At 62.8% G+C, this 15449-nt stretch carries 24 protein-coding genes; 3 read left to right on the forward strand and 21 right to left on the reverse strand.

The features are described from left to right. Positions 1 to 72 precede the first annotated feature (72 nt). From BMI87_RS10570 to rpmC, 18 genes are all read right to left on the reverse strand, one after another. Positions 73 to 1521 carry a DUF2252 domain-containing protein gene (locus tag BMI87_RS10570; RefSeq protein WP_078521262.1) on the reverse strand — a complete coding sequence of 483 codons (1449 nt, stop codon included), beginning with the start codon at positions 1519 to 1521 and terminating at the stop codon, positions 73 to 75. Positions 1522 to 1604: 83 nt separating this feature from the next. After that, on the reverse strand, positions 1605 to 2540 hold the full coding sequence (locus BMI87_RS10575; RefSeq protein WP_078521264.1) for an asparaginase: 936 nt from the start codon (positions 2538 to 2540) through the stop codon (positions 1605 to 1607). 10 nt (positions 2541 to 2550) lie between these two features. Beyond that, the gene (locus BMI87_RS10580) at positions 2551 to 3096 is read right to left on the reverse strand and encodes a biotin transporter BioY (protein WP_078521266.1); all 546 of its coding nucleotides are present in this window, start codon (positions 3094 to 3096) and stop codon (positions 2551 to 2553) included. A gap of 1 nt (position 3097) precedes the next feature. Then, entirely contained in the window at positions 3098 to 3712 is a 615-nt protein-coding gene (locus tag BMI87_RS10585; RefSeq protein WP_078521269.1) for an energy-coupling factor transporter transmembrane protein EcfT, read from the reverse strand. Further along, positions 3687 to 4433, reverse strand: coding sequence for an energy-coupling factor ABC transporter ATP-binding protein (locus BMI87_RS10590; RefSeq protein WP_246832687.1), 747 nt, complete (start codon positions 4431 to 4433; stop codon positions 3687 to 3689). The genes BMI87_RS10585 and BMI87_RS10590 overlap by 26 nt, the downstream gene beginning before the upstream one ends. A 105-nt stretch (positions 4434 to 4538) precedes the next feature. Then, positions 4539 to 6179 (reverse strand): BCCT family transporter, encoded by a 1641-nt coding sequence (locus BMI87_RS10595; RefSeq protein ID WP_078521273.1) that lies wholly within the window; start codon positions 6177 to 6179, stop codon positions 4539 to 4541. Between the two features lie 39 nt (positions 6180 to 6218). Beyond that, positions 6219 to 6695: a universal stress protein gene (locus BMI87_RS10600; protein ID WP_246831750.1), complete on the reverse strand. Its 477-nt coding sequence runs from the start codon at positions 6693 to 6695 to the stop codon at positions 6219 to 6221. An 824-nt stretch (positions 6696 to 7519) separates the two neighbouring features. Further along, positions 7520 to 7705, reverse strand: a complete 186-nt coding sequence (gene rpmD / locus BMI87_RS10605; protein WP_075773858.1) for a 50S ribosomal protein L30 — start codon at positions 7703 to 7705, stop codon at positions 7520 to 7522. A gap of 12 nt (positions 7706 to 7717) precedes the next feature. Continuing rightward, positions 7718 to 8287 (reverse strand): 30S ribosomal protein S5, encoded by a 570-nt coding sequence (gene rpsE, locus BMI87_RS10610; RefSeq protein WP_075773857.1) that lies wholly within the window; start codon positions 8285 to 8287, stop codon positions 7718 to 7720. 114 nt (positions 8288 to 8401) lie between these two features. Continuing rightward, positions 8402 to 8761 carry a 50S ribosomal protein L18 gene (gene rplR / locus BMI87_RS10615; protein WP_075773856.1) on the reverse strand — a complete coding sequence of 120 codons (360 nt, stop codon included), beginning with the start codon at positions 8759 to 8761 and terminating at the stop codon, positions 8402 to 8404. 11 nt (positions 8762 to 8772) lie between these two features. Further along, entirely contained in the window at positions 8773 to 9306 is a 534-nt protein-coding gene (gene rplF / locus BMI87_RS10620; RefSeq protein WP_078521275.1) for a 50S ribosomal protein L6, read from the reverse strand. A gap of 10 nt (positions 9307 to 9316) precedes the next feature. After that, entirely contained in the window at positions 9317 to 9715 is a 399-nt protein-coding gene (gene rpsH, locus BMI87_RS10625; RefSeq protein ID WP_152845393.1) for a 30S ribosomal protein S8, read from the reverse strand. A 10-nt stretch (positions 9716 to 9725) separates the two neighbouring features. After that, on the reverse strand, positions 9726 to 10031 hold the full coding sequence (gene rpsN / locus BMI87_RS10630; protein ID WP_075773854.1) for a 30S ribosomal protein S14: 306 nt from the start codon (positions 10029 to 10031) through the stop codon (positions 9726 to 9728). Between the two features lie 19 nt (positions 10032 to 10050). After that, on the reverse strand, positions 10051 to 10608 hold the full coding sequence (gene rplE / locus BMI87_RS10635) for a 50S ribosomal protein L5 (RefSeq protein ID WP_078521278.1): 558 nt from the start codon (positions 10606 to 10608) through the stop codon (positions 10051 to 10053). Continuing rightward, positions 10608 to 10913 (reverse strand): 50S ribosomal protein L24, encoded by a 306-nt coding sequence (rplX, locus tag BMI87_RS10640; protein ID WP_078521279.1) that lies wholly within the window; start codon positions 10911 to 10913, stop codon positions 10608 to 10610. The genes rplE and rplX overlap by 1 nt, the downstream gene beginning before the upstream one ends. Further along, positions 10913 to 11281: a 50S ribosomal protein L14 gene (gene rplN / locus BMI87_RS10645; protein WP_075773851.1), complete on the reverse strand. Its 369-nt coding sequence runs from the start codon at positions 11279 to 11281 to the stop codon at positions 10913 to 10915. Before rplN ends, rplX begins: the two co-directional genes overlap by 1 nt. Positions 11282 to 11357: 76 nt before the next feature. Continuing rightward, a complete protein-coding gene (gene rpsQ, locus BMI87_RS10650) occupies positions 11358 to 11591 on the reverse strand; it encodes a 30S ribosomal protein S17 (RefSeq protein ID WP_078521280.1) in 234 nt (77 codons plus the stop codon). Between the two features lie 12 nt (positions 11592 to 11603). Then, positions 11604 to 11804, reverse strand: a complete 201-nt coding sequence (gene rpmC, locus BMI87_RS10655) for a 50S ribosomal protein L29 (RefSeq protein ID WP_078521281.1) — start codon at positions 11802 to 11804, stop codon at positions 11604 to 11606. Between the two features lie 188 nt (positions 11805 to 11992). Between rpmC and BMI87_RS10660 the strand changes: the two genes are divergently transcribed. From BMI87_RS10660 to BMI87_RS10670, 3 genes are all read left to right on the forward strand, one after another. Then, positions 11993 to 12628, forward strand: coding sequence for a 2OG-Fe(II) oxygenase family protein (locus BMI87_RS10660; protein ID WP_078521283.1), 636 nt, complete (start codon positions 11993 to 11995; stop codon positions 12626 to 12628). A gap of 82 nt (positions 12629 to 12710) precedes the next feature. Next, complete coding sequence (locus tag BMI87_RS10665) at positions 12711 to 13244, forward strand: flavodoxin domain-containing protein (RefSeq protein ID WP_078521285.1); 534 nt, start codon at positions 12711 to 12713, stop codon at positions 13242 to 13244. A 121-nt stretch (positions 13245 to 13365) separates the two neighbouring features. Next, positions 13366 to 13851 (forward strand): hypothetical protein, encoded by a 486-nt coding sequence (locus BMI87_RS10670; RefSeq protein WP_078521286.1) that lies wholly within the window; start codon positions 13366 to 13368, stop codon positions 13849 to 13851. Positions 13852 to 13930: 79 nt separating this feature from the next. Here BMI87_RS10670 and rplP read toward each other — a convergent pair whose 3' ends face one another. From rplP to rplV, 3 genes are read right to left on the reverse strand one after another with little or no spacing between them, the layout of a single operon-like run. Then, positions 13931 to 14344, reverse strand: coding sequence for a 50S ribosomal protein L16 (gene rplP, locus BMI87_RS10675; protein WP_075773846.1), 414 nt, complete (start codon positions 14342 to 14344; stop codon positions 13931 to 13933). A gap of 14 nt (positions 14345 to 14358) precedes the next feature. Then, the gene (gene rpsC, locus BMI87_RS10680; protein WP_078521288.1) at positions 14359 to 15066 is read right to left on the reverse strand and encodes a 30S ribosomal protein S3; all 708 of its coding nucleotides are present in this window, start codon (positions 15064 to 15066) and stop codon (positions 14359 to 14361) included. Then, on the reverse strand, positions 15066 to 15446 hold the full coding sequence (rplV, locus tag BMI87_RS10685) for a 50S ribosomal protein L22 (protein ID WP_078521290.1): 381 nt from the start codon (positions 15444 to 15446) through the stop codon (positions 15066 to 15068). The genes rpsC and rplV overlap by 1 nt, the downstream gene beginning before the upstream one ends. Positions 15447 to 15449 lie beyond the last annotated feature (3 nt).

Below are 15449 nucleotides of genomic sequence, written 5' to 3' on the forward strand. Positions count from 1 at the left end.
GGAGTAACGGCACGAAGGCGATCACGCAAGCACGACAGATTCCCCGCGCCGACCGCTGCCCGGACGCGGCCCCTAGCGGTAATGCTTCTGCGTCATGTCGAAAGCGCCGCGCTTCAAATCCATCTTGAAGAACTTGTGGTCGCGCTTGAGACGCTTCACCGCCTCGCGCCCGAAACACAGCAGATCATCGACGAACAGGTCGAAGGGCTGCATCGCCTCGATGATGCGCGGCTCGATCCGGTAGTCCAGTTCGCCCGCATCGTCGGAACGCGCATGGGCCTGCGCCAGCGCCTGACCGCAGGCATGGGCATAGTCGCGCCAGCTGCCCTTCGACAGATCGTCGAGGTCGATATCGTCGCGGAACGGCGCGCGCTCGCGCGACATGAAGCTCATCTCATCGATCTCCACGCTTCCGTAGAACACATCGCCCTGCGCCAGATGAACCCGCTGGCCATGCGCGATCCGGTCGCCCTTGTCGCCGGCGACGAAATCATTTTCCGGCACGAGGCCTTCCAGCGCGGATTGCCGTGCGCGCTTGAATTCGATGATCAGATCGTCGCTCGCATCCTTGCTCGGCCCTTCGATCAGGCAATAGTAGCGCGGCAATCCCAGCGAGGCCGTGCCCTGCCCGTGACGGATGCAGACATCCTTCACCTTCAGCTCGCCCGCGCGACCGCCCGGATCGATCCCGTTCTGTTTGGCCACGTCATTGATGTAGCCCTGAAACTCCGAGATCCGGCTGGAGATCGGCGTCAGTTCGTCATTCGCCCGGAAGCCCCGCCCGGTCTCGTTGAGATAGCGATCCCAGAGCCATTTCTTCCGGCTCTTGCGCGCCTTCTTGAACATCCGCTGGATCACCTTCGGGCTGTTATCGGGGCGCATCTGCTGGCTCGCCTCCTTGTCGTGGCGGGCGTAGAATTCCATCCCGTCGCGATAGCCCTCGACGAATTTGCGCACGATCTTCTCGCGGTGCTTTTTCTTCTGGTCGCCCTCTTCCTTGGCTGCGATCAGAAAGCCCGTGATCCCGCGCTTCAGGTCCCATGTGAAGGGCCCGTAGAGCACGTCGTCGAAATCATTCACGCCGAAGATCGGCACGTTATCGGCATTCGGCATAATCCCGAAATTCTCGGGGTGGACATCGCCGAGCGCCAGCACCGTCGGCATCCGCTCATCCTCGCCCAGCATGTCGCGGTGGAACAGAAGCGAGGTGCCGCGGAAGAAGGAGAACAGCGAATCCGCCAGTTCCTCGAATTTCTCGCTCGCGCCCTCGGCCTTCTCGTCGATCCGCACCGCGTGGTCCTCGATGATCGTCGCGCGCACGTGCAGGCGACGCGCGAGCCCCGTCAGATCGCCCGGGCGCATCACGCAGGGGTATTTCACATAGGCCTCGGCAAGCTCGCGATAGGCCTCGACGCGGCTCTGGAGCTGTTCGACGGGCGCGACCCCGGTGGCCTTGCGCGACCGCTTCGGGCTTTGCGCTTTCGAATTGGAAGATTTCGGCTTGTTGTTGCCTTCGGCCATGGGAGGTGCTCCTTTTCGGGGTTCGCTCTCCTAACGGAAAGGCGGGCGAAGACGTTCCGAAAAACCGGCGTGAGCACCAAAGCTCAGGGCGTATATTCCCCGCAGAGCGCGCGGGACAGGCGGGCGGCCCGCTCCTGTGGATCGTCGAGCGAGAGGACATGGGCGAGCTTGGTATAGGCCGCCTCGGGCGTCATGTCGCGCCCGTCGATCACCCCATGATCGCGCAGGATCGCCCCCGCCGCATAGGTGCCAAGCGCCATGCCGCCCTCGGGACATTGGCTGACCGCGATGACGGGGATCGCGCGGGCCTGCGCAGTGGCAAGCGCTGCCCGCACGCCGGGCGTGTCGGGCGCGGTGCCAGAGCCGTAGCAGCGCAGCACCAGCCCGTCGCAGGTCTTGACGGCATGGTCGAGAAGGCTCTCCTCCGCCCCCGGCGCCACGGCCAGAACGGCAATCCGCGCGGACCGGATCGGGTGGCGCGTCAGGCGCGGCCCCGGCTGACGGGGCGGGATGTCGGAGGGATCGGCGGCAAAGGCGTCGAAGGCGCGCGAATGGCTTTTGCGGACCCGCGCGCCGTGCAGCAGGCGTCCTGCGAATTGCACCCAGACGCCGGGCGCCGCCTGCCCCGCCGCCGCGATCGCGTCGCGCAAGTTGCGCGCGCCGTCATTGCCCTCGACCGACAGCGGCAGCATCGATCCGGTCACGATCACCGGCTTGGCCAACCCTTCGAGCGCGAAGCACAAAGCGCCCGCCGTATAGGCCAGCGTATCGGTGCCGTGGGTCACGATCACGCCATCGCAGCGGTCGTGATGCGCGGCGATGGTCTCGGCGATCCGGTTCCAGTCGGCGGGCGTGGCATTGGCGCTGTCGATCAGCGGATCGAGGCGCAGGGTCTCGACCTCGCGCCCCTCGGGCAAGGTGGCGAGGAACTCCTCGACCACGCCCTGCTGCGGCACGAAGCCCACGTCCGAGGCGACCATGCCGATCGTGCCGCCCGTATGGATCAGAAGCAGCGCCACGCCACGCGTCTCAGTGCCGCGACAGGACGCTGGACGGTCGCGCGCGCGACAGCGACACCGTCAGCGCAGCCACGATCAGCGCCTTGATCATGTCACCCGGGATGAAGACCAGCATCAGCGAGGTGCTCTCGATCAGGCTTTTGCCGAGCGCCAGCGACAGCCCGACGATCCCCATCGCGTAGGACAGCACGATCCCGCCAAGGATCGCCCCCACGAAGACCGAGGCACCCAGCGGCACCGAGCGCCACTTCTCGACGACGAAGCCGGTCAGCCACGCGGCCAGCGGCCAGCTGAACAGGAAGCCGCCCGTCGGGCCGAAGAAGACGCCAAGCCCCCCACGACCGCCGGCCAGCAGCGGCAGACCCACGGCCACCAGCAGCAGGAACAGCAGAACCGCGAGCGCACCGCGCTTCGATCCCAGCACGGCGCCGGCCAGCATGATCCCAAGGCTCTGCGCCGTGATCGGCACCCCGAAGCCCAGCGTGATTTTCGGGATCAGCGCGAGCACCGCAATCAGGGCCGCAAACAGCGCGATCAGCGCGACATTCTTTTCCATCTCAAGTCTCCCTCTCGGATGTGAGCCCTCCCCGGGCCCGTAGCGCATCGCCGACATGGTCGGCATCGTCAAGCGCAAGAAGCGTGAAGGGCAGCACCAGCCGCCAGCTTGGCCGCCGGGTGGCGCGGGCGCGCCAGCTCTCGGTGAGGCGCCCCCCTTTGTTGGTCAGCACCGGCACCATGCGGATCACCAGCGCGATCGCGATCTCCAGCGCGGCGGTCGACAGCCCGAAACGACGCAAAGGCGTCGTCAGCCAGCGCACGACCGAGATCATATCACTCAGCCGCGTCGTCATCGACACGAGGTTCGCCAGCGCCACGGCCGAGACCATCCGCATCACGATCACCGCGCCCTGCACCAGCTCGCCGATCACCGCCTGCCAGATCGCGACGATCACGATGAAGGGCCAGAGCAGTTTCAGCGCCGCCAGACCCGCGCGCAGGAAGGCGCGGCCCGGCAAAGCATAGGCGATCAGGATCGCCGTGACGACGCCCGCAAGGATCAGGGGGCTCTCGATATAGAACAGGCCCACGGTCGCCACGCAGAGCGCTGCGAGCTTCAGACCCGCAGGCCAGTCATGGGCGGCTGTCTTAACGGGAGAGCTGAGCGATATCATCGGCCTCTCCCGCGCGGGTCATCTCTTCGACGTAGACGGGCAGCACCTCGCGCGCCGCGCCATGCATCCGCAGCCGTCCTTGGTCGAGCCAGAGGATTTCGTCGTAATGCTCCAGCTCGCGCGGGTCGTGCGTCACCTGCACCAGCGTCCCGCGATAGAGCGTCAGCGCCCGGCCCAGCTGCGCCTTGGTCGGGATGTCGAGGCCGGAGAATGGCTCGTCGAGGATCAGCAGGTTCGGGGCCATCGCGCTCACCGCCATCAGGCACAGAAGCTGCTTCTGGCCCTGGCTGAGCGTCGTCACATAGGCATCGCGCCACGCCGCTTTGCCGAACTGCTCCAGGGTGCGATCGGCCGCAGCTTCGGCCTCGGGCTTCTTCATGCCCTGCTGGCGCAGCCCGAAGGAAATCTCCTCGATCACGGTCGGAAAGATGATCTGGTGATCGGGGTTCTGGAACAGGATACCGACCTCGCGGAGCGCTGCCTTCCGGTCGGCGGCCAGATCGTGGCCGTTGATCCGCAGACTGCCCCGGCTCGGCGCGATCAGCCCCGCCATCAGTCGCGACAGGGTGGATTTGCCCGACCCGTTGCGCCCCACCACGCCGATGCGCCGGGCGCGGGTCTCCAGCGAAATCCCCTCCAGCACCGGACGACCGTCAAGATCGTGGCCGAGATCGGAAATCGCGATATGGCTCGCGGAGGTTTGGGTCGCGCCGTCAGACATGCGCCGGGTCATATACGCAGACGCGCCGCGTTTCCAGACGCCCTGCACATAGCGAAAGGCGCGCGAGGTCTCCCCCGCGCGCCTTTGTCTCAAATCTTGGCCAGCTTACCGGGGCTCGGTCCGCAGCCCCTTCCAGATCGCCCAACACATCACCAGCAGAACCAGCGTGAAGGGCAAACCGGTCGAGATGACCATCGCCTGTAGCGCGCTCAGACCACCGCCGATCAACAGCACGATCGCGACCGCGCCCTCGAAAGTGGCCCAGAACACACGCTGCGGGACCGGCGCGTCGACCTTGCCGCCTGCGGTGATCGTATCGATCACGAGCGAGCCGGAGTCCGACGAGGTCACGAAGAACACGATGACCAGGACGATCGCGATGACCGAGGTGATCGAGGCCAGCGGTAACCCCTCCAGCATCGCGAAGAGCGACAGCGGCGGGTTGTAGCTATCGATGACCTGCGCCTTCACCAGCGAGCCGGACGGATCCGAGATCACCTGATCGATCGCAACACCTCCGAAGACCGCCATCCACAACACGCAGACGAGCGACGGGATCAGCAGCACGCAGATGATGAACTCGCGCACGGTACGGCCACGCGACACGCGGGCGATGAACATGCCGACGAAGGGCGACCAGGAAATCCACCATGCCCAGTAGAACGCGGTCCAGCCGTCGCGATAGCTGTCATCCGTGCGCCCGATCGGGTTCGACAGCGGGATGATGTCTTTCGCATAGGCCAGAAGACCCTGACCGAAATCGGTGAAGATCATCAGCGTCGGGCCCGCGAAGAGCACGAAGAGCAGCAGCAGCGCCGCGATCCCCATGTTGATCTCCGAGAGCAGCTTCACGCCGCCATCGAGGCCGCGCAGCACCGAGAACAGCGCCACGCCGGTGATCAGCGTGATCAGGATGACCTGCACCGTCGTGTCGATCGGAACGCCGAACACGTGGTTGAGACCCGCATTCGCCTGCTGCGCGCCGAAGCCGAGCGAGGTCGCAAGGCCGAACAGCGTCGCGAACACCGCGATGATGTCGATGATATGGCCGGTCCAGCCCCAGACCTTCTCGCCGAAGATCGGGTAGAAAGCCGAACGGATCGTCAGCGGCAGACCCTTGTTATAGGAGAACAGCGCCAGCGCGAGCGCCACGACCGCATAGATCGCCCAAGGGTGCAGACCCCAGTGATAGATCGTCGCGGCGAGGCCCATTTCTTTGGCCCGTGCGACATTCTCCGGGATCAGGTTGCCGTCCGCATCGAAGGGCGAAGGCGTGCCCAGAGGCTGCGAGACCGCCATGTGATAGACCGGCTCGAGCACGCCGAAGAACATCAGGCCGATGCCCATACCGGCGGCGAAGAGCATCGCGAACCACCCCATATAGGTGAAGTCCGGCTCCGCGTCCGTGCCACCCAGACGGACTGCGCCATAGGGCGAGACGATCAGGGCAAGGCAGAAGATGACGAAGATGTTCGCGGCGCTCATGAAGAACCAGTCGAAGGTCGAGGTCAGCCAGGGGCGCATCGCGCCGAACAGCGAACTCGCCTGCTCAGGCAGAGCCAGCGCGTAGAAGACGAAGGCCACGATGGACAACGCCGAGATCATGAAAACAGGGTTGTGAATGTCGAAACCGAAGGGCCCTACCTGCCCTTCGAGGTTGTCTTGACCGATCTCATAGTCGGTCTCGATCAGTTGTGTGTCCCCTTCGGGGGCAGGGATGCCCTGAACTTCTTCAGGTTCGGCCATATGCCGTCCTCCTGTCCTTATTGGTTATATTGGTCCGCGTTATCCGCGTACGAGAAACACCGACGCATCGCTGTGCGCGGCGAGGTGGCCGCCATGCGACGCAAAGAGATAGTTGGCCGCGTTGGGCACATGCGTGGCCATCACCACCAGATCGGCCCCAAGATCGTCAGCCGTCTTCAGCAGCGTCTTGTCGAGATCAACGGCCGGATCGGGCACGATGACTGCCTTCGACGACCCCTTATGCCCAAACTCGTTGGCATGGCTCTGCGCGAAATCGTCCAGTTTCGCGGCATATTCCTTGGCATTGTGGCCGAATTCGCTCGGCTCTTGGCTAGTGACACCTATGAAAACAACTTCTGCGTCGTGTTTCGCTGCGATTTCCGAAGCGACTTTCAACGTCTTGCCCATCTTCTCGACATGACGCAGGTCGACCGGAACCATGATTTTTTCAAACATATCGATCCGTCCCTCAGTCTTGAAGCGCAGCACCCTATTGCAGGATGCAACGATATCCAACCAACCCAGTGTGTCACATTCGGTTCCGGATTTCGTGAAGAAAAATTAAAGAAATGACATGCCTGTCTCGGGGCCTGCGGCGCGCGGTCACATCGGCGCCGGATTCCGTCCTACGTCGCCGTATGACTTCCAGTTGGCTCAGGAAGGAGAGACCGATGCGTTTTCACAGCTCACTTGGAACAAGACTCGGCGCGGTGATTGCCATGATCGCGGTCGTGGCAGGCACGGCATTGCCCGCGCACGCGGCGCTCACCTCGGCGGAACATAGGGCGGTGCTCGCGGCGCTAGATGACGAGTATCACGCGCAGGCCACCTATCGGGCGATCATGGAGAGGTTCGGCGCCGTGCGCCCCTTCTCGAATATCGAGCGGGCCGAGATCTCCCATGCCGCGGCGCTGATCTCTGTGCTGCGGCAGAACGGGCTACCCGTCCCCGCGAACCCTTATCTGAGTGGGGCGAAGCCTCTGGCCCCGGTGCCGGGCACCTTGACCGAGGCTTGTGCGCTTGGCGTGCAGGCGGAGATGGCCAATTCGGGGCTCTATGACGGGCGGCTCCTGCCGGCGGTCGCCGGGAATGCCCAACTTACCCAGATCCTGACGCGCCTGCGCGATGCCTCTCAGACCAAGCACCTGCCCGCCTTCCAGCGCTGCGGGGCGGTGGGCATATGCAGGGGCGCGGCATGGGCGGCCAAGGGCGCGGCTATGGCGGCGGCAGAGGCCCCGCCTGGAACTGAGGCGCCCTGCCCCCCGAAGACGCACCCCACGAATGCAAAACGCCCCGGCCTTTCGGTCGGGGCGTTTCGTTATTCAGACGAACCGGTCGGCTCAGCCGCGCTCTTCGACGATTTCGACGAGGTGCGGAATCTTCGCGACCATACCGCGGACGGCCGGGGTATCTTCCAGCTCACGGGTACGGTTCATCTTGTCCAGACCCAGACCTTTCAGCGTGGCACGCTGGATGGCGGGGCGACGGATCGGCGAACCGATCTGCTTGACGACGATGGTAGCCATTGATCGCTCTCCTTACGCTTCCGTGGCTTCGGCAGGTGCCTCAGCCTCGGGCTTCTTGAGGATGTCGGCCACTTTCTTGCCGCGGCGCGCAGCCACCTGACGGGGGCTTGCTTCGCGCGTCAAACCGTTCAGCGTGGCACGGATCATGTTGTAGGGGTTCTGGGTGCCGGTCGATTTCGACACGACGTCCTTCACGCCCAGCATCTCGAACACGGCACGCATCGGACCACCGGCGATGATCCCGGTACCTTCCGGTGCGGTGCGCATCACGACCTTACCAGCGCCGTGACGGCCCTCGATGTCGTGGTGCAGCGTGCGGCCATCGCGCAGCGGGACGCGGATCAGGTTGCGCTTCGCTTGCTCGGTGGCTTTGCGGATCGCTTCCGGAACCTCTTTGGCCTTGCCTTTGCCGAAGCCGACACGGCCACGCTGGTCGCCGACGACCACGAGGGCTGCGAAGCCAAAGCGCTTACCACCCTTCACGGTTTTCGACACGCGGTTGATCGCGACGAGGCGATCGGCGAATTCCGGGTTTTCGTCGCGGTCGTCGCGGCGGCCCCGGCGGTTGTCACGTTCTGCCATGAGGCATTCCTTCTCGTGATGGCGTGGTTTCACGCCGTTTGTCTCAATCCAGGTGCCCCGCCCCGAAGGGCGCGGCCCGGATCATCGGGGGGACGCGAACGTCCCCCACCAGTCTTAGAACTTCAGACCGCCTTCGCGGGCTGCGTCGGCGAGCGCCTTGATCTTCCCGTGGAACAGGAAGCCACCGCGGTCGAAGTAGCAGGTTTCGACACCGGCCTTCTTCGCACGCTCGGCGATCGCGGCGCCAACTTTGGCTGCCGCTTCGACGTTGTTCTTGCCGACCACACCGAGATCTTTCTCGAGCGTGGAAGCGGCGGCCAGAGTGCGACCGTTGACGTCGTCGATCAGCTGAACGCTGATGTTTTTCGACGAACGATGCACCGAAAGACGGGCGCGACCAGCGGCCATCTTGCGAAGCTTGTTCCGGACGCGCAGGCGGCGCTTGAGGAACAGATCCCGTTTGCTGTTTGCCATTTTCGCGTTCCTTACTTCTTCTTACCTTCTTTGCGGAAGATATACTCACCCTTGTAGCGGATGCCCTTGCCCTTATAGGGCTCGGGAGCACGCCATTCGCGGATATTTGCCGCGACCTGGCCCACCTGCTGCTGGTCAGAACCTTCCACAACGATCTCGGTCTGCTTCGGAGCGGTGACAGTCACGCCCTCCGGAACCTCGAAGTTGACTTCGTGCGAATAACCGAGCGACAGCTTCAGGACGTTGCCCTGCATCTGCGCACGATAACCAACACCCTGGATCTCCAGCTCCTTCTTGAAGCCTTCGGTCACGCCCTGGACGAGGTTCGCGACCTGCGAGCGGGTCATACCCCACTGCTGGCGCGCGCGCTTCGACTGGCCACGCGGGGTGACGGTGACGGCGTTGTCCTCGACAGCGAGGGTCACGTCGTCGGTCGCGGTGAAGGTACGGGTGCCTTTCGGCCCCTTCACTTCGATGGTCTGGCCCGACAGCTGCGCAGAAACGCCGCTGGGAAGCTCGACCGGTTTCTTACCAATACGAGACATTGAGCCCTCCTTAGAACACGGTGCAGAGCACTTCGCCGCCAACATTGGCGGATCGTGCGTTTGCATCCGACATCACGCCCTTCGAGGTCGAGACGATCGAGACGCCGAGGCCCTGACGGACCGACGGAACGTCTTTCGCGGCCATGTACACGCGGCGACCGGGGGTCGAGACGCGCTGCAGCTCGCGGATGACCGGGGTGCCCTCGTAGTACTTGAGGCTGATTTCCAGCTCCGGATGGCCGGCAGCAGACGTCGCCTGCTCGTAACCACGGATGTAGCCTTCGTCAGCCAGCACGTCGAGAACCCAAGCGCGGAGCTTGGAGGCCGGGGTGCGGACGGTGGATTTGCCACGCAGTTGTGCGTTGCGGATGCGGGTCAGCATATCGCCGAGAGGATCGTTCACAGACATGTCGCCCTCCTTACCAGCTCGACTTCACCATGCCGGGGATCTGACCGTAGGAGGCCAGGTCACGCAGCATGATCCGCGAGAGTTTGAGCTTACGGTAGTAAGCGTGGGGACGACCCGTGAGCTGGCAACGATTGTGCAGCCGGACCGCCGACGAGTTGCGCGGGAGTTCCGCGAGTTTCAGCGACGCCTTGAAGCGCTCTTCCATCGGGCGCTCCTGGTCGTTGATGATTTCCTTGAGCGCGGCCCGCTTGTCAGCGTACTTGTTCACAAGACGCTGGCGCTTCGCTTCGCGCGCAACCATGGATTTCTTAGCCATAAGTTTCGTTCCTCCGCGATCAGGCGTTGAAGGGCATGTTGAAATGCTTCAACAGCGCCTTCGCTTCGGCATCCACGTCAGACGTGGTCACCATGATGATGTCCATACCCAGAACCTCATCGACCTTATCGAAGTCGATCTCGGGGAACACGATGTGCTCCTTGAGGCCCATTGCGAAGTTGCCACGACCGTCGAAGGACGGCTTCACACCGCGGAAGTCGCGAACGCGCGGCATAGCAACGTTGATCAGGCGATCGAGGAATTCGTACATCCGGTCACCGCGCAGGGTCACTTTCGCACCCAGCGGCATCTCTTCCCGGACGCGGAAGCCAGCGATCGACTTCTTCGCCTTGGTCATCACGGCCTTCTGACCAGCGATGAGCGAGAGCTCTTCGGCGGCCTGCTTGACCTTCTTGGTGTCTTTCACGGCTTCGCCGACGCCCATGTTCAGCACGATCTTGTCGAGCTTCGGGATCATCATGTCGTTCTTGTAGCCGAACTCTTCTTTCAGCGCCGCCTTGATGGTGTCGCGGTAAAGAGCGCGAAGACGCGGAGTGTAGGTTGCTTGATCGAGCATCAGATCGCATCCCCCGTGGTCTTGGCGAAACGCACCTTCTTGCCGTCTTCCTCGCGGAAGCCGACGCGGGTGGCTTTGCCGTTTGCGTCCATCAGAGCCAGGTTCGACAGGTCGATCGGCATAGCCTTGGGCTGGCGACCGCCCTGGTTGGACTGGGTCTGACGCTGGTGGCGGATCGCAACGTTCACGCCGTCGACGACAGCTTTGCCGGCTTTCGGGTCAACAGAGGTGATCTCACCCTGCTTGCCCTTGTCCTTGCCAGCGAGAACGACGACCTTATCGCCTTTGCGGAGCTTAGCAGCCATTACAGCACCTCCGGAGCAAGCGAGATGATCTTCATGAAGTTCTTCGCACGCAGCTCACGCACGACCGGCCCGAAGATACGGGTGCCGACCGGCTCGCCCGCGTTGTTCAGGATGACGGCAGCGTTGCGGTCGAAACGGATGGCGGTGCCATCGTCGCGACGAACTTCTTTGGCGGTGCGCACGACGACGGCCTTACGGACGTCACCTTTCTTCACGCGGCCGCGCGGGATCGCTTCCTTGACCGACACCACAATGATGTCGCCCACGGATGCGTAACGGCGGTGCGAGCCGCCGAGGACCTTGATGCACTGAACCCGGCGAGCGCCGGAGTTGTCAGCAACATCCAGATTGGTCTGCATCTGGATCATGGGGTTACTCCCGACCTTTGGGGACGCCTATGCAGTAAGGGCCCCAGGGTTTCGAATACTGACGGATGGCCCCGGCTTACGCCGAAACCACAACCCGCCAGCGCTTGGTCTTCGAGACGGGTGCGCACTCTTCGATGCGAACAATGTCACCGGTCTTGAACTGGTTTTCCGCGTCATGGGCGCGGTATTTCTTGGACTTCCGGATCGTCTTCTTGAGAACCGGATGCGTGAAGCGGCGCTCGACCGAAACGGTTACGGTCTGGTCGTTTTTGTCCGACGTCACGGTACCTTGCAGGATGCGTTTGGGCATAGGAAGCTCTCCTTACTTCGCGGCTTCAGCGGCTTTTTGGTTCAGCACGGTTTTGATACGTGCAACGTCCCGACGAACAGAGCGCATGCGCGCGGTGTTCTCGAGCTGGTTCGTGGCCTGCTGAAAGCGGAGGTTGAAGGCTTCTTTCTTCAGCGAGACGAGCTGATCACGCAGCTCATCAGGCGTCTTCGCCTTGAGTTCTTGGGCGTTCATCCCGGGTCCTTTCTTGGCATCAGAGGGCCCCTCGCGGGTGACCCTGCTTTCTGATGGGTTATGTCGGTCCTGATTTCAGGAACTTGGGGCCAATATCAGAGCGAATCGAATATGGCAAGGATTGTTTGGCCTTCGGCCCGCTTTGGCGTAACAGGGGGATAAATCCACGCCCAGTTGCGAGAGCCCTAATGTCCGAGCCCAAGACCCAGATCGAGTCCCTCTTCGTCACCCGCCTCTACCGCTCTGCCCTATCCGAATTCGGCCCGAAGGTCGATACCGGCGAGCTGGAGGCGTCGTGCTACGCCATCGCCGAAGACGACGAGGCCGGGCAGGACTGGTGCGAGGAGAACGGCTATCCGGGCTACACGTCCTACGCCTCGCTCACTGACCTGCCCTGGCGCTTCCCGATCTTCGCGGACATGGTGAAGGCCCTCGACAAGCACGTCGCGGCCTTCGCCGAGGATCTGCAATTCGATCTGGGCGAGGGCAAGCTGGTGCTCGAAGACCTCTGGATCAACATCCTGCCCGAGGGCGGCACCCACAGCTCGCACCTGCACCCCCATTCAGTGATCTCGGGCACCACCTATGTCGCGATGCCCGACGGCGCCTCGGCGCTGAAACTGGAAGACCCGCGCAGCGCCCGGATGATGGCGGCCCCGACCCGCCTCAAGACTGCGCGGCGCGAGCTGCAGCCCTTCATCTACATCGCCCCCGAACCGGGCGAGGTGCTGCTCTGGGAGAGCTGGCTGCGCCACGAGGTGCCGATGAACATGGCCGAGGACGAGCGGATTTCAGTCAGCTTCAATTACAAATGGGTCGACTGAGGCCAGCGCTTTGATCGTCATCATAGCCAAGCCGCGTGTCACCTGATTTTCTTGCTGCGCAACCAGACACCGGGAGCGCAGCATGAAAACACTCGTCGCCTATGCCTCCAGCGAGGGGCAAACCCGCAAGATCGCGCGGCACGTCGCCGACCGCATCGCCGATCTGGGACACTCCGCCGAATTGATTTCCACCGATGAGGCCGAGGGGATGAACCTCGACCGGTTCGACCGGATCATCCTCGCGGCCTCGATCCATGTCGGACATTATCAGGGCCGCTTCGCCGATTTCGTCGCAGAGCAACGCGACATCATCCGGAACCGCCCGAGCCTTTTCCTCTCCGTGTCCCTGGCCGCCGCCGGTCACGACGCGGAGGATTGGCGCGGCCTCGACAAGATCCTGAAGGATTTCGAAGCCGCGACTGGCTGGACCCCGGATCTGACGGAGCAGATTGCGGGCGCCTACCTGCCGTCGAAATACGATATCTTCCGTCGGTTCGTGATGCGCCGGATCGTGGCGAAGAAAGACCCCGATGCCGATCTCGACGCCGATATCGAATATACCGACTGGGAGGCGCTCGATGCGCTGATCGACGGCTGGATTTCCGACGGAGCCTGATCGCATCGCCAACAACGCAAAAGCCCCGCCATCTCTGGCGTGGCGTTCGTGTTTTCCAAAGCAATACTTTCCGGGAATTCTCGGTTATCGATATGAGTAATCAAAAGTTTCCGAGAGGCCGATGATGCGCCACGCTTTTATCACTTTTTTCTTTTCGACTGTCTTCGCCTCAGCTGCATCAGCCGACTTAGTCGAACCGACCGCAGACGATATCCTCGTGTGGTTCAATGGATGCGTCTCGATCGCTCAGCCGGAAAACAGCCAACTAGGCGCGATCATGTTGGCAAACTGCTCCACGAGAGCAATTACATACTGCAGAATCGCAGAGTTGAAGCCGGAGGGCGCAGCCTGCGTTGCGCGATTGAAAGATGAGTTCACAGCGCGCACTCGTGCGTTGATTCCCTTCCTCGAAGACCAAACTCGCAGTTCCGAGAGCTTCAGAAGGGCGTGGGAAGACACTCTGGCCCAGATCAAAGCCGACCCAAGCGGGCACGAGCGCGAGGTCGATTGCCCGTCCGATACCAGCCAACTGGAATGTGCGGCCTTCAAAGCCGCGCAAGCATGGAGCATTGGCCGTTCCCTCAGGGCGCTCAAGGACTGGAAATAACTCCCATCGGCCACCCAAAAAGCAAAAGCCCCGCCATCTCTGGCGGGGCTTTCGTTTGTCTTCAGCGGTCAGACCGGGATTACCAGTCTTGACGCTCGACGATACGGCAGGCGACCGGAAGCTTGGCCGCGCCGAGGCGCAGAGCCTCGCGAGCGGTCACTTCGTTGACGCCGTCGATCTCGAACATCACGCGGCCGGGCTTGACCTTGGCGGCCCAACGGTCGACCGAACCCTTACCTTTACCCATACGGACTTCGGTGGGTTTCGCGGTGATCGGGGTATCCGGGAAGATCCGGATCCAGACACGACCTTGACGCTTCATGTGGCGGGTGATCGCACGACGCGCAGCTTCGATCTGACGGGCGGTGACGCGCTCGGGCGCCTCTGCCTTGAGGCCGAAGTGACCGAAGTTCAGGTCGAAACCACCTTTGGCTTCACCGTGAATCCGGCCTTTGTGCATCTTGCGGAACTTCGTCCGTTTCGGTTGCAGCATAACTATCTACTCCCTCAGCGATCGCGACGCGGGCCGCGCGGTGCCGGGCCCTCTTGGGCTTCAGCGTGCTTGCGGTCACGAGCTTGCGGATCATGTTCCATGATCTCGCCTTTGAAGATCCAGACCTTCACGCCGATGATCCCGTAGGGGGTCGACGCTTCGGACAGCGCATAGTCGATATCGGCACGCAGGGTGTGCAGCGGCACGCGACCTTCGCGATACCACTCGGTACGTGCGATCTCGGCGCCGCCCAGACGGCCAGCGACGTTCACACGGATACCAAGACCACCCATACGCATCGCGTTCTGCACCGAGCGCTTCATGGCGCGACGGAACGAGACACGACGCTCGAGCTGCTGTGCGATCGACTCGGCGACGAGCTGCGCATCGAGTTCCGGCTTGCGGACTTCGACGATGTTCAGGTGCAGCTCGCTGTCGGTGAAGTTCGCCAGCTTCTTGCGGAGCGCTTCGATGTCAGCGCCCTTCTTGCCGATGATGACGCCCGGACGTGCTGCGTGAATGGTCACACGGCACTTCTTGTGCGGACGCTCGATGATGACACGGCTGATGCCGGCCTGCTTGGCTTCCTCGTGGATGAACTCGCGGATCTTGATGTCCTCGAGCAGCAGGTCGCCGTAGTCTTTGCTGTCGGCATACCAGCGGCTATCCCAGGTGCGGTTGACCTGGAGGCGCATGCCGATCGGATTAACCTTCTGACCCATTACGCTTGCTCCTCAACCTGACGTACCTTGATGGTGATTTCCGAGAACGGCTTCATGATCTTGCCGAAGCGACCACGTGCCCGCGGACGGCCACGCTTCATCACCAGGTTCTTGCCAACCCAGGCTTCCGCCACGACGAGCTCGTCCACGTCCAGGCCGTGGTTGTTCTCAGCGTTGGCGATTGCCGACTGAAGGCACTTCTTCACGTCGAGCGCGATGCGCTTTTTCGAGAAGGTCAGGTCCGAAAGGGCCTTGTCGACCTTCTTGCCACGGATCATCGCGGCGACGAGGTTCAGTTTCTGCGGCGAGGTGCGAAGCATGCGGGTCTTCGCCATCGCTTCGTTCTCCGCCACGCGGCGCGGATTCTTTTCCTTACCCATGAC

The organism is Thioclava sp. F28-4 (assembly GCF_002020045.1).
Taxonomy (GTDB): Bacteria; Pseudomonadota; Alphaproteobacteria; order Rhodobacterales; family Rhodobacteraceae; genus Thioclava; species Thioclava sediminum.

What these genes read in the sequence shown, in the direction of transcription:
- BMI87_RS10570 (WP_078521262.1), bottom strand. Translation starts at nt 1,521, where the DNA reads ATGGCCGAAGGCAACAACAAGCCGAAATCTTCCAATTCGAAAGCGCAA.
- BMI87_RS10580 (WP_078521266.1), bottom strand. Translation starts at nt 3,096, where the DNA reads ATGGAAAAGAATGTCGCGCTGATCGCGCTGTTTGCGGCCCTGATTGCG.
- BMI87_RS10585 (WP_078521269.1), bottom strand. Translation starts at nt 3,712, where the DNA reads ATGATATCGCTCAGCTCTCCCGTTAAGACAGCCGCCCATGACTGGCCT.
- BMI87_RS10590 (WP_246832687.1), bottom strand. Translation starts at nt 4,433, where the DNA reads ATGTCTGACGGCGCGACCCAAACCTCCGCGAGCCATATCGCGATTTCC.
- BMI87_RS10595 (WP_078521273.1), bottom strand. Translation starts at nt 6,179, where the DNA reads ATGGCCGAACCTGAAGAAGTTCAGGGCATCCCTGCCCCCGAAGGGGAC.
- rpmD (WP_075773858.1), bottom strand. Translation starts at nt 7,705, where the DNA reads ATGGCTACCATCGTCGTCAAGCAGATCGGTTCGCCGATCCGTCGCCCC.
- rpsE (WP_075773857.1), bottom strand. Translation starts at nt 8,287, where the DNA reads ATGGCAGAACGTGACAACCGCCGGGGCCGCCGCGACGACCGCGACGAA.
- rplR (WP_075773856.1), bottom strand. Translation starts at nt 8,761, where the DNA reads ATGGCAAACAGCAAACGGGATCTGTTCCTCAAGCGCCGCCTGCGCGTC.
- rplF (WP_078521275.1), bottom strand. Translation starts at nt 9,306, where the DNA reads ATGTCTCGTATTGGTAAGAAACCGGTCGAGCTTCCCAGCGGCGTTTCT.
- rpsH (WP_152845393.1), bottom strand. Translation starts at nt 9,715, where the DNA reads ATGTCTGTGAACGATCCTCTCGGCGATATGCTGACCCGCATCCGCAAC.
- rpsN (WP_075773854.1), bottom strand. Translation starts at nt 10,031, where the DNA reads ATGGCTAAGAAATCCATGGTTGCGCGCGAAGCGAAGCGCCAGCGTCTT.
- rplE (WP_078521278.1), bottom strand. Translation starts at nt 10,608, where the DNA reads ATGCTCGATCAAGCAACCTACACTCCGCGTCTTCGCGCTCTTTACCGC.
- rplX (WP_078521279.1), bottom strand. Translation starts at nt 10,913, where the DNA reads ATGGCTGCTAAGCTCCGCAAAGGCGATAAGGTCGTCGTTCTCGCTGGC.
- rplN (WP_075773851.1), bottom strand. Translation starts at nt 11,281, where the DNA reads ATGATCCAGATGCAGACCAATCTGGATGTTGCTGACAACTCCGGCGCT.
- rpsQ (WP_078521280.1), bottom strand. Translation starts at nt 11,591, where the DNA reads ATGCCCAAACGCATCCTGCAAGGTACCGTGACGTCGGACAAAAACGAC.
- rpmC (WP_078521281.1), bottom strand. Translation starts at nt 11,804, where the DNA reads ATGAACGCCCAAGAACTCAAGGCGAAGACGCCTGATGAGCTGCGTGAT.
- BMI87_RS10660 (WP_078521283.1), top strand. Translation starts at nt 11,993, where the DNA reads ATGTCCGAGCCCAAGACCCAGATCGAGTCCCTCTTCGTCACCCGCCTC.
- BMI87_RS10665 (WP_078521285.1), top strand. Translation starts at nt 12,711, where the DNA reads ATGAAAACACTCGTCGCCTATGCCTCCAGCGAGGGGCAAACCCGCAAG.
- BMI87_RS10670 (WP_078521286.1), top strand. Translation starts at nt 13,366, where the DNA reads ATGATGCGCCACGCTTTTATCACTTTTTTCTTTTCGACTGTCTTCGCC.
- rplP (WP_075773846.1), bottom strand. Translation starts at nt 14,344, where the DNA reads ATGCTGCAACCGAAACGGACGAAGTTCCGCAAGATGCACAAAGGCCGG.
- rpsC (WP_078521288.1), bottom strand. Translation starts at nt 15,066, where the DNA reads ATGGGTCAGAAGGTTAATCCGATCGGCATGCGCCTCCAGGTCAACCGC.
- rplV (WP_078521290.1), bottom strand. Translation starts at nt 15,446, where the DNA reads ATGGGTAAGGAAAAGAATCCGCGCCGCGTGGCGGAGAACGAAGCGATG.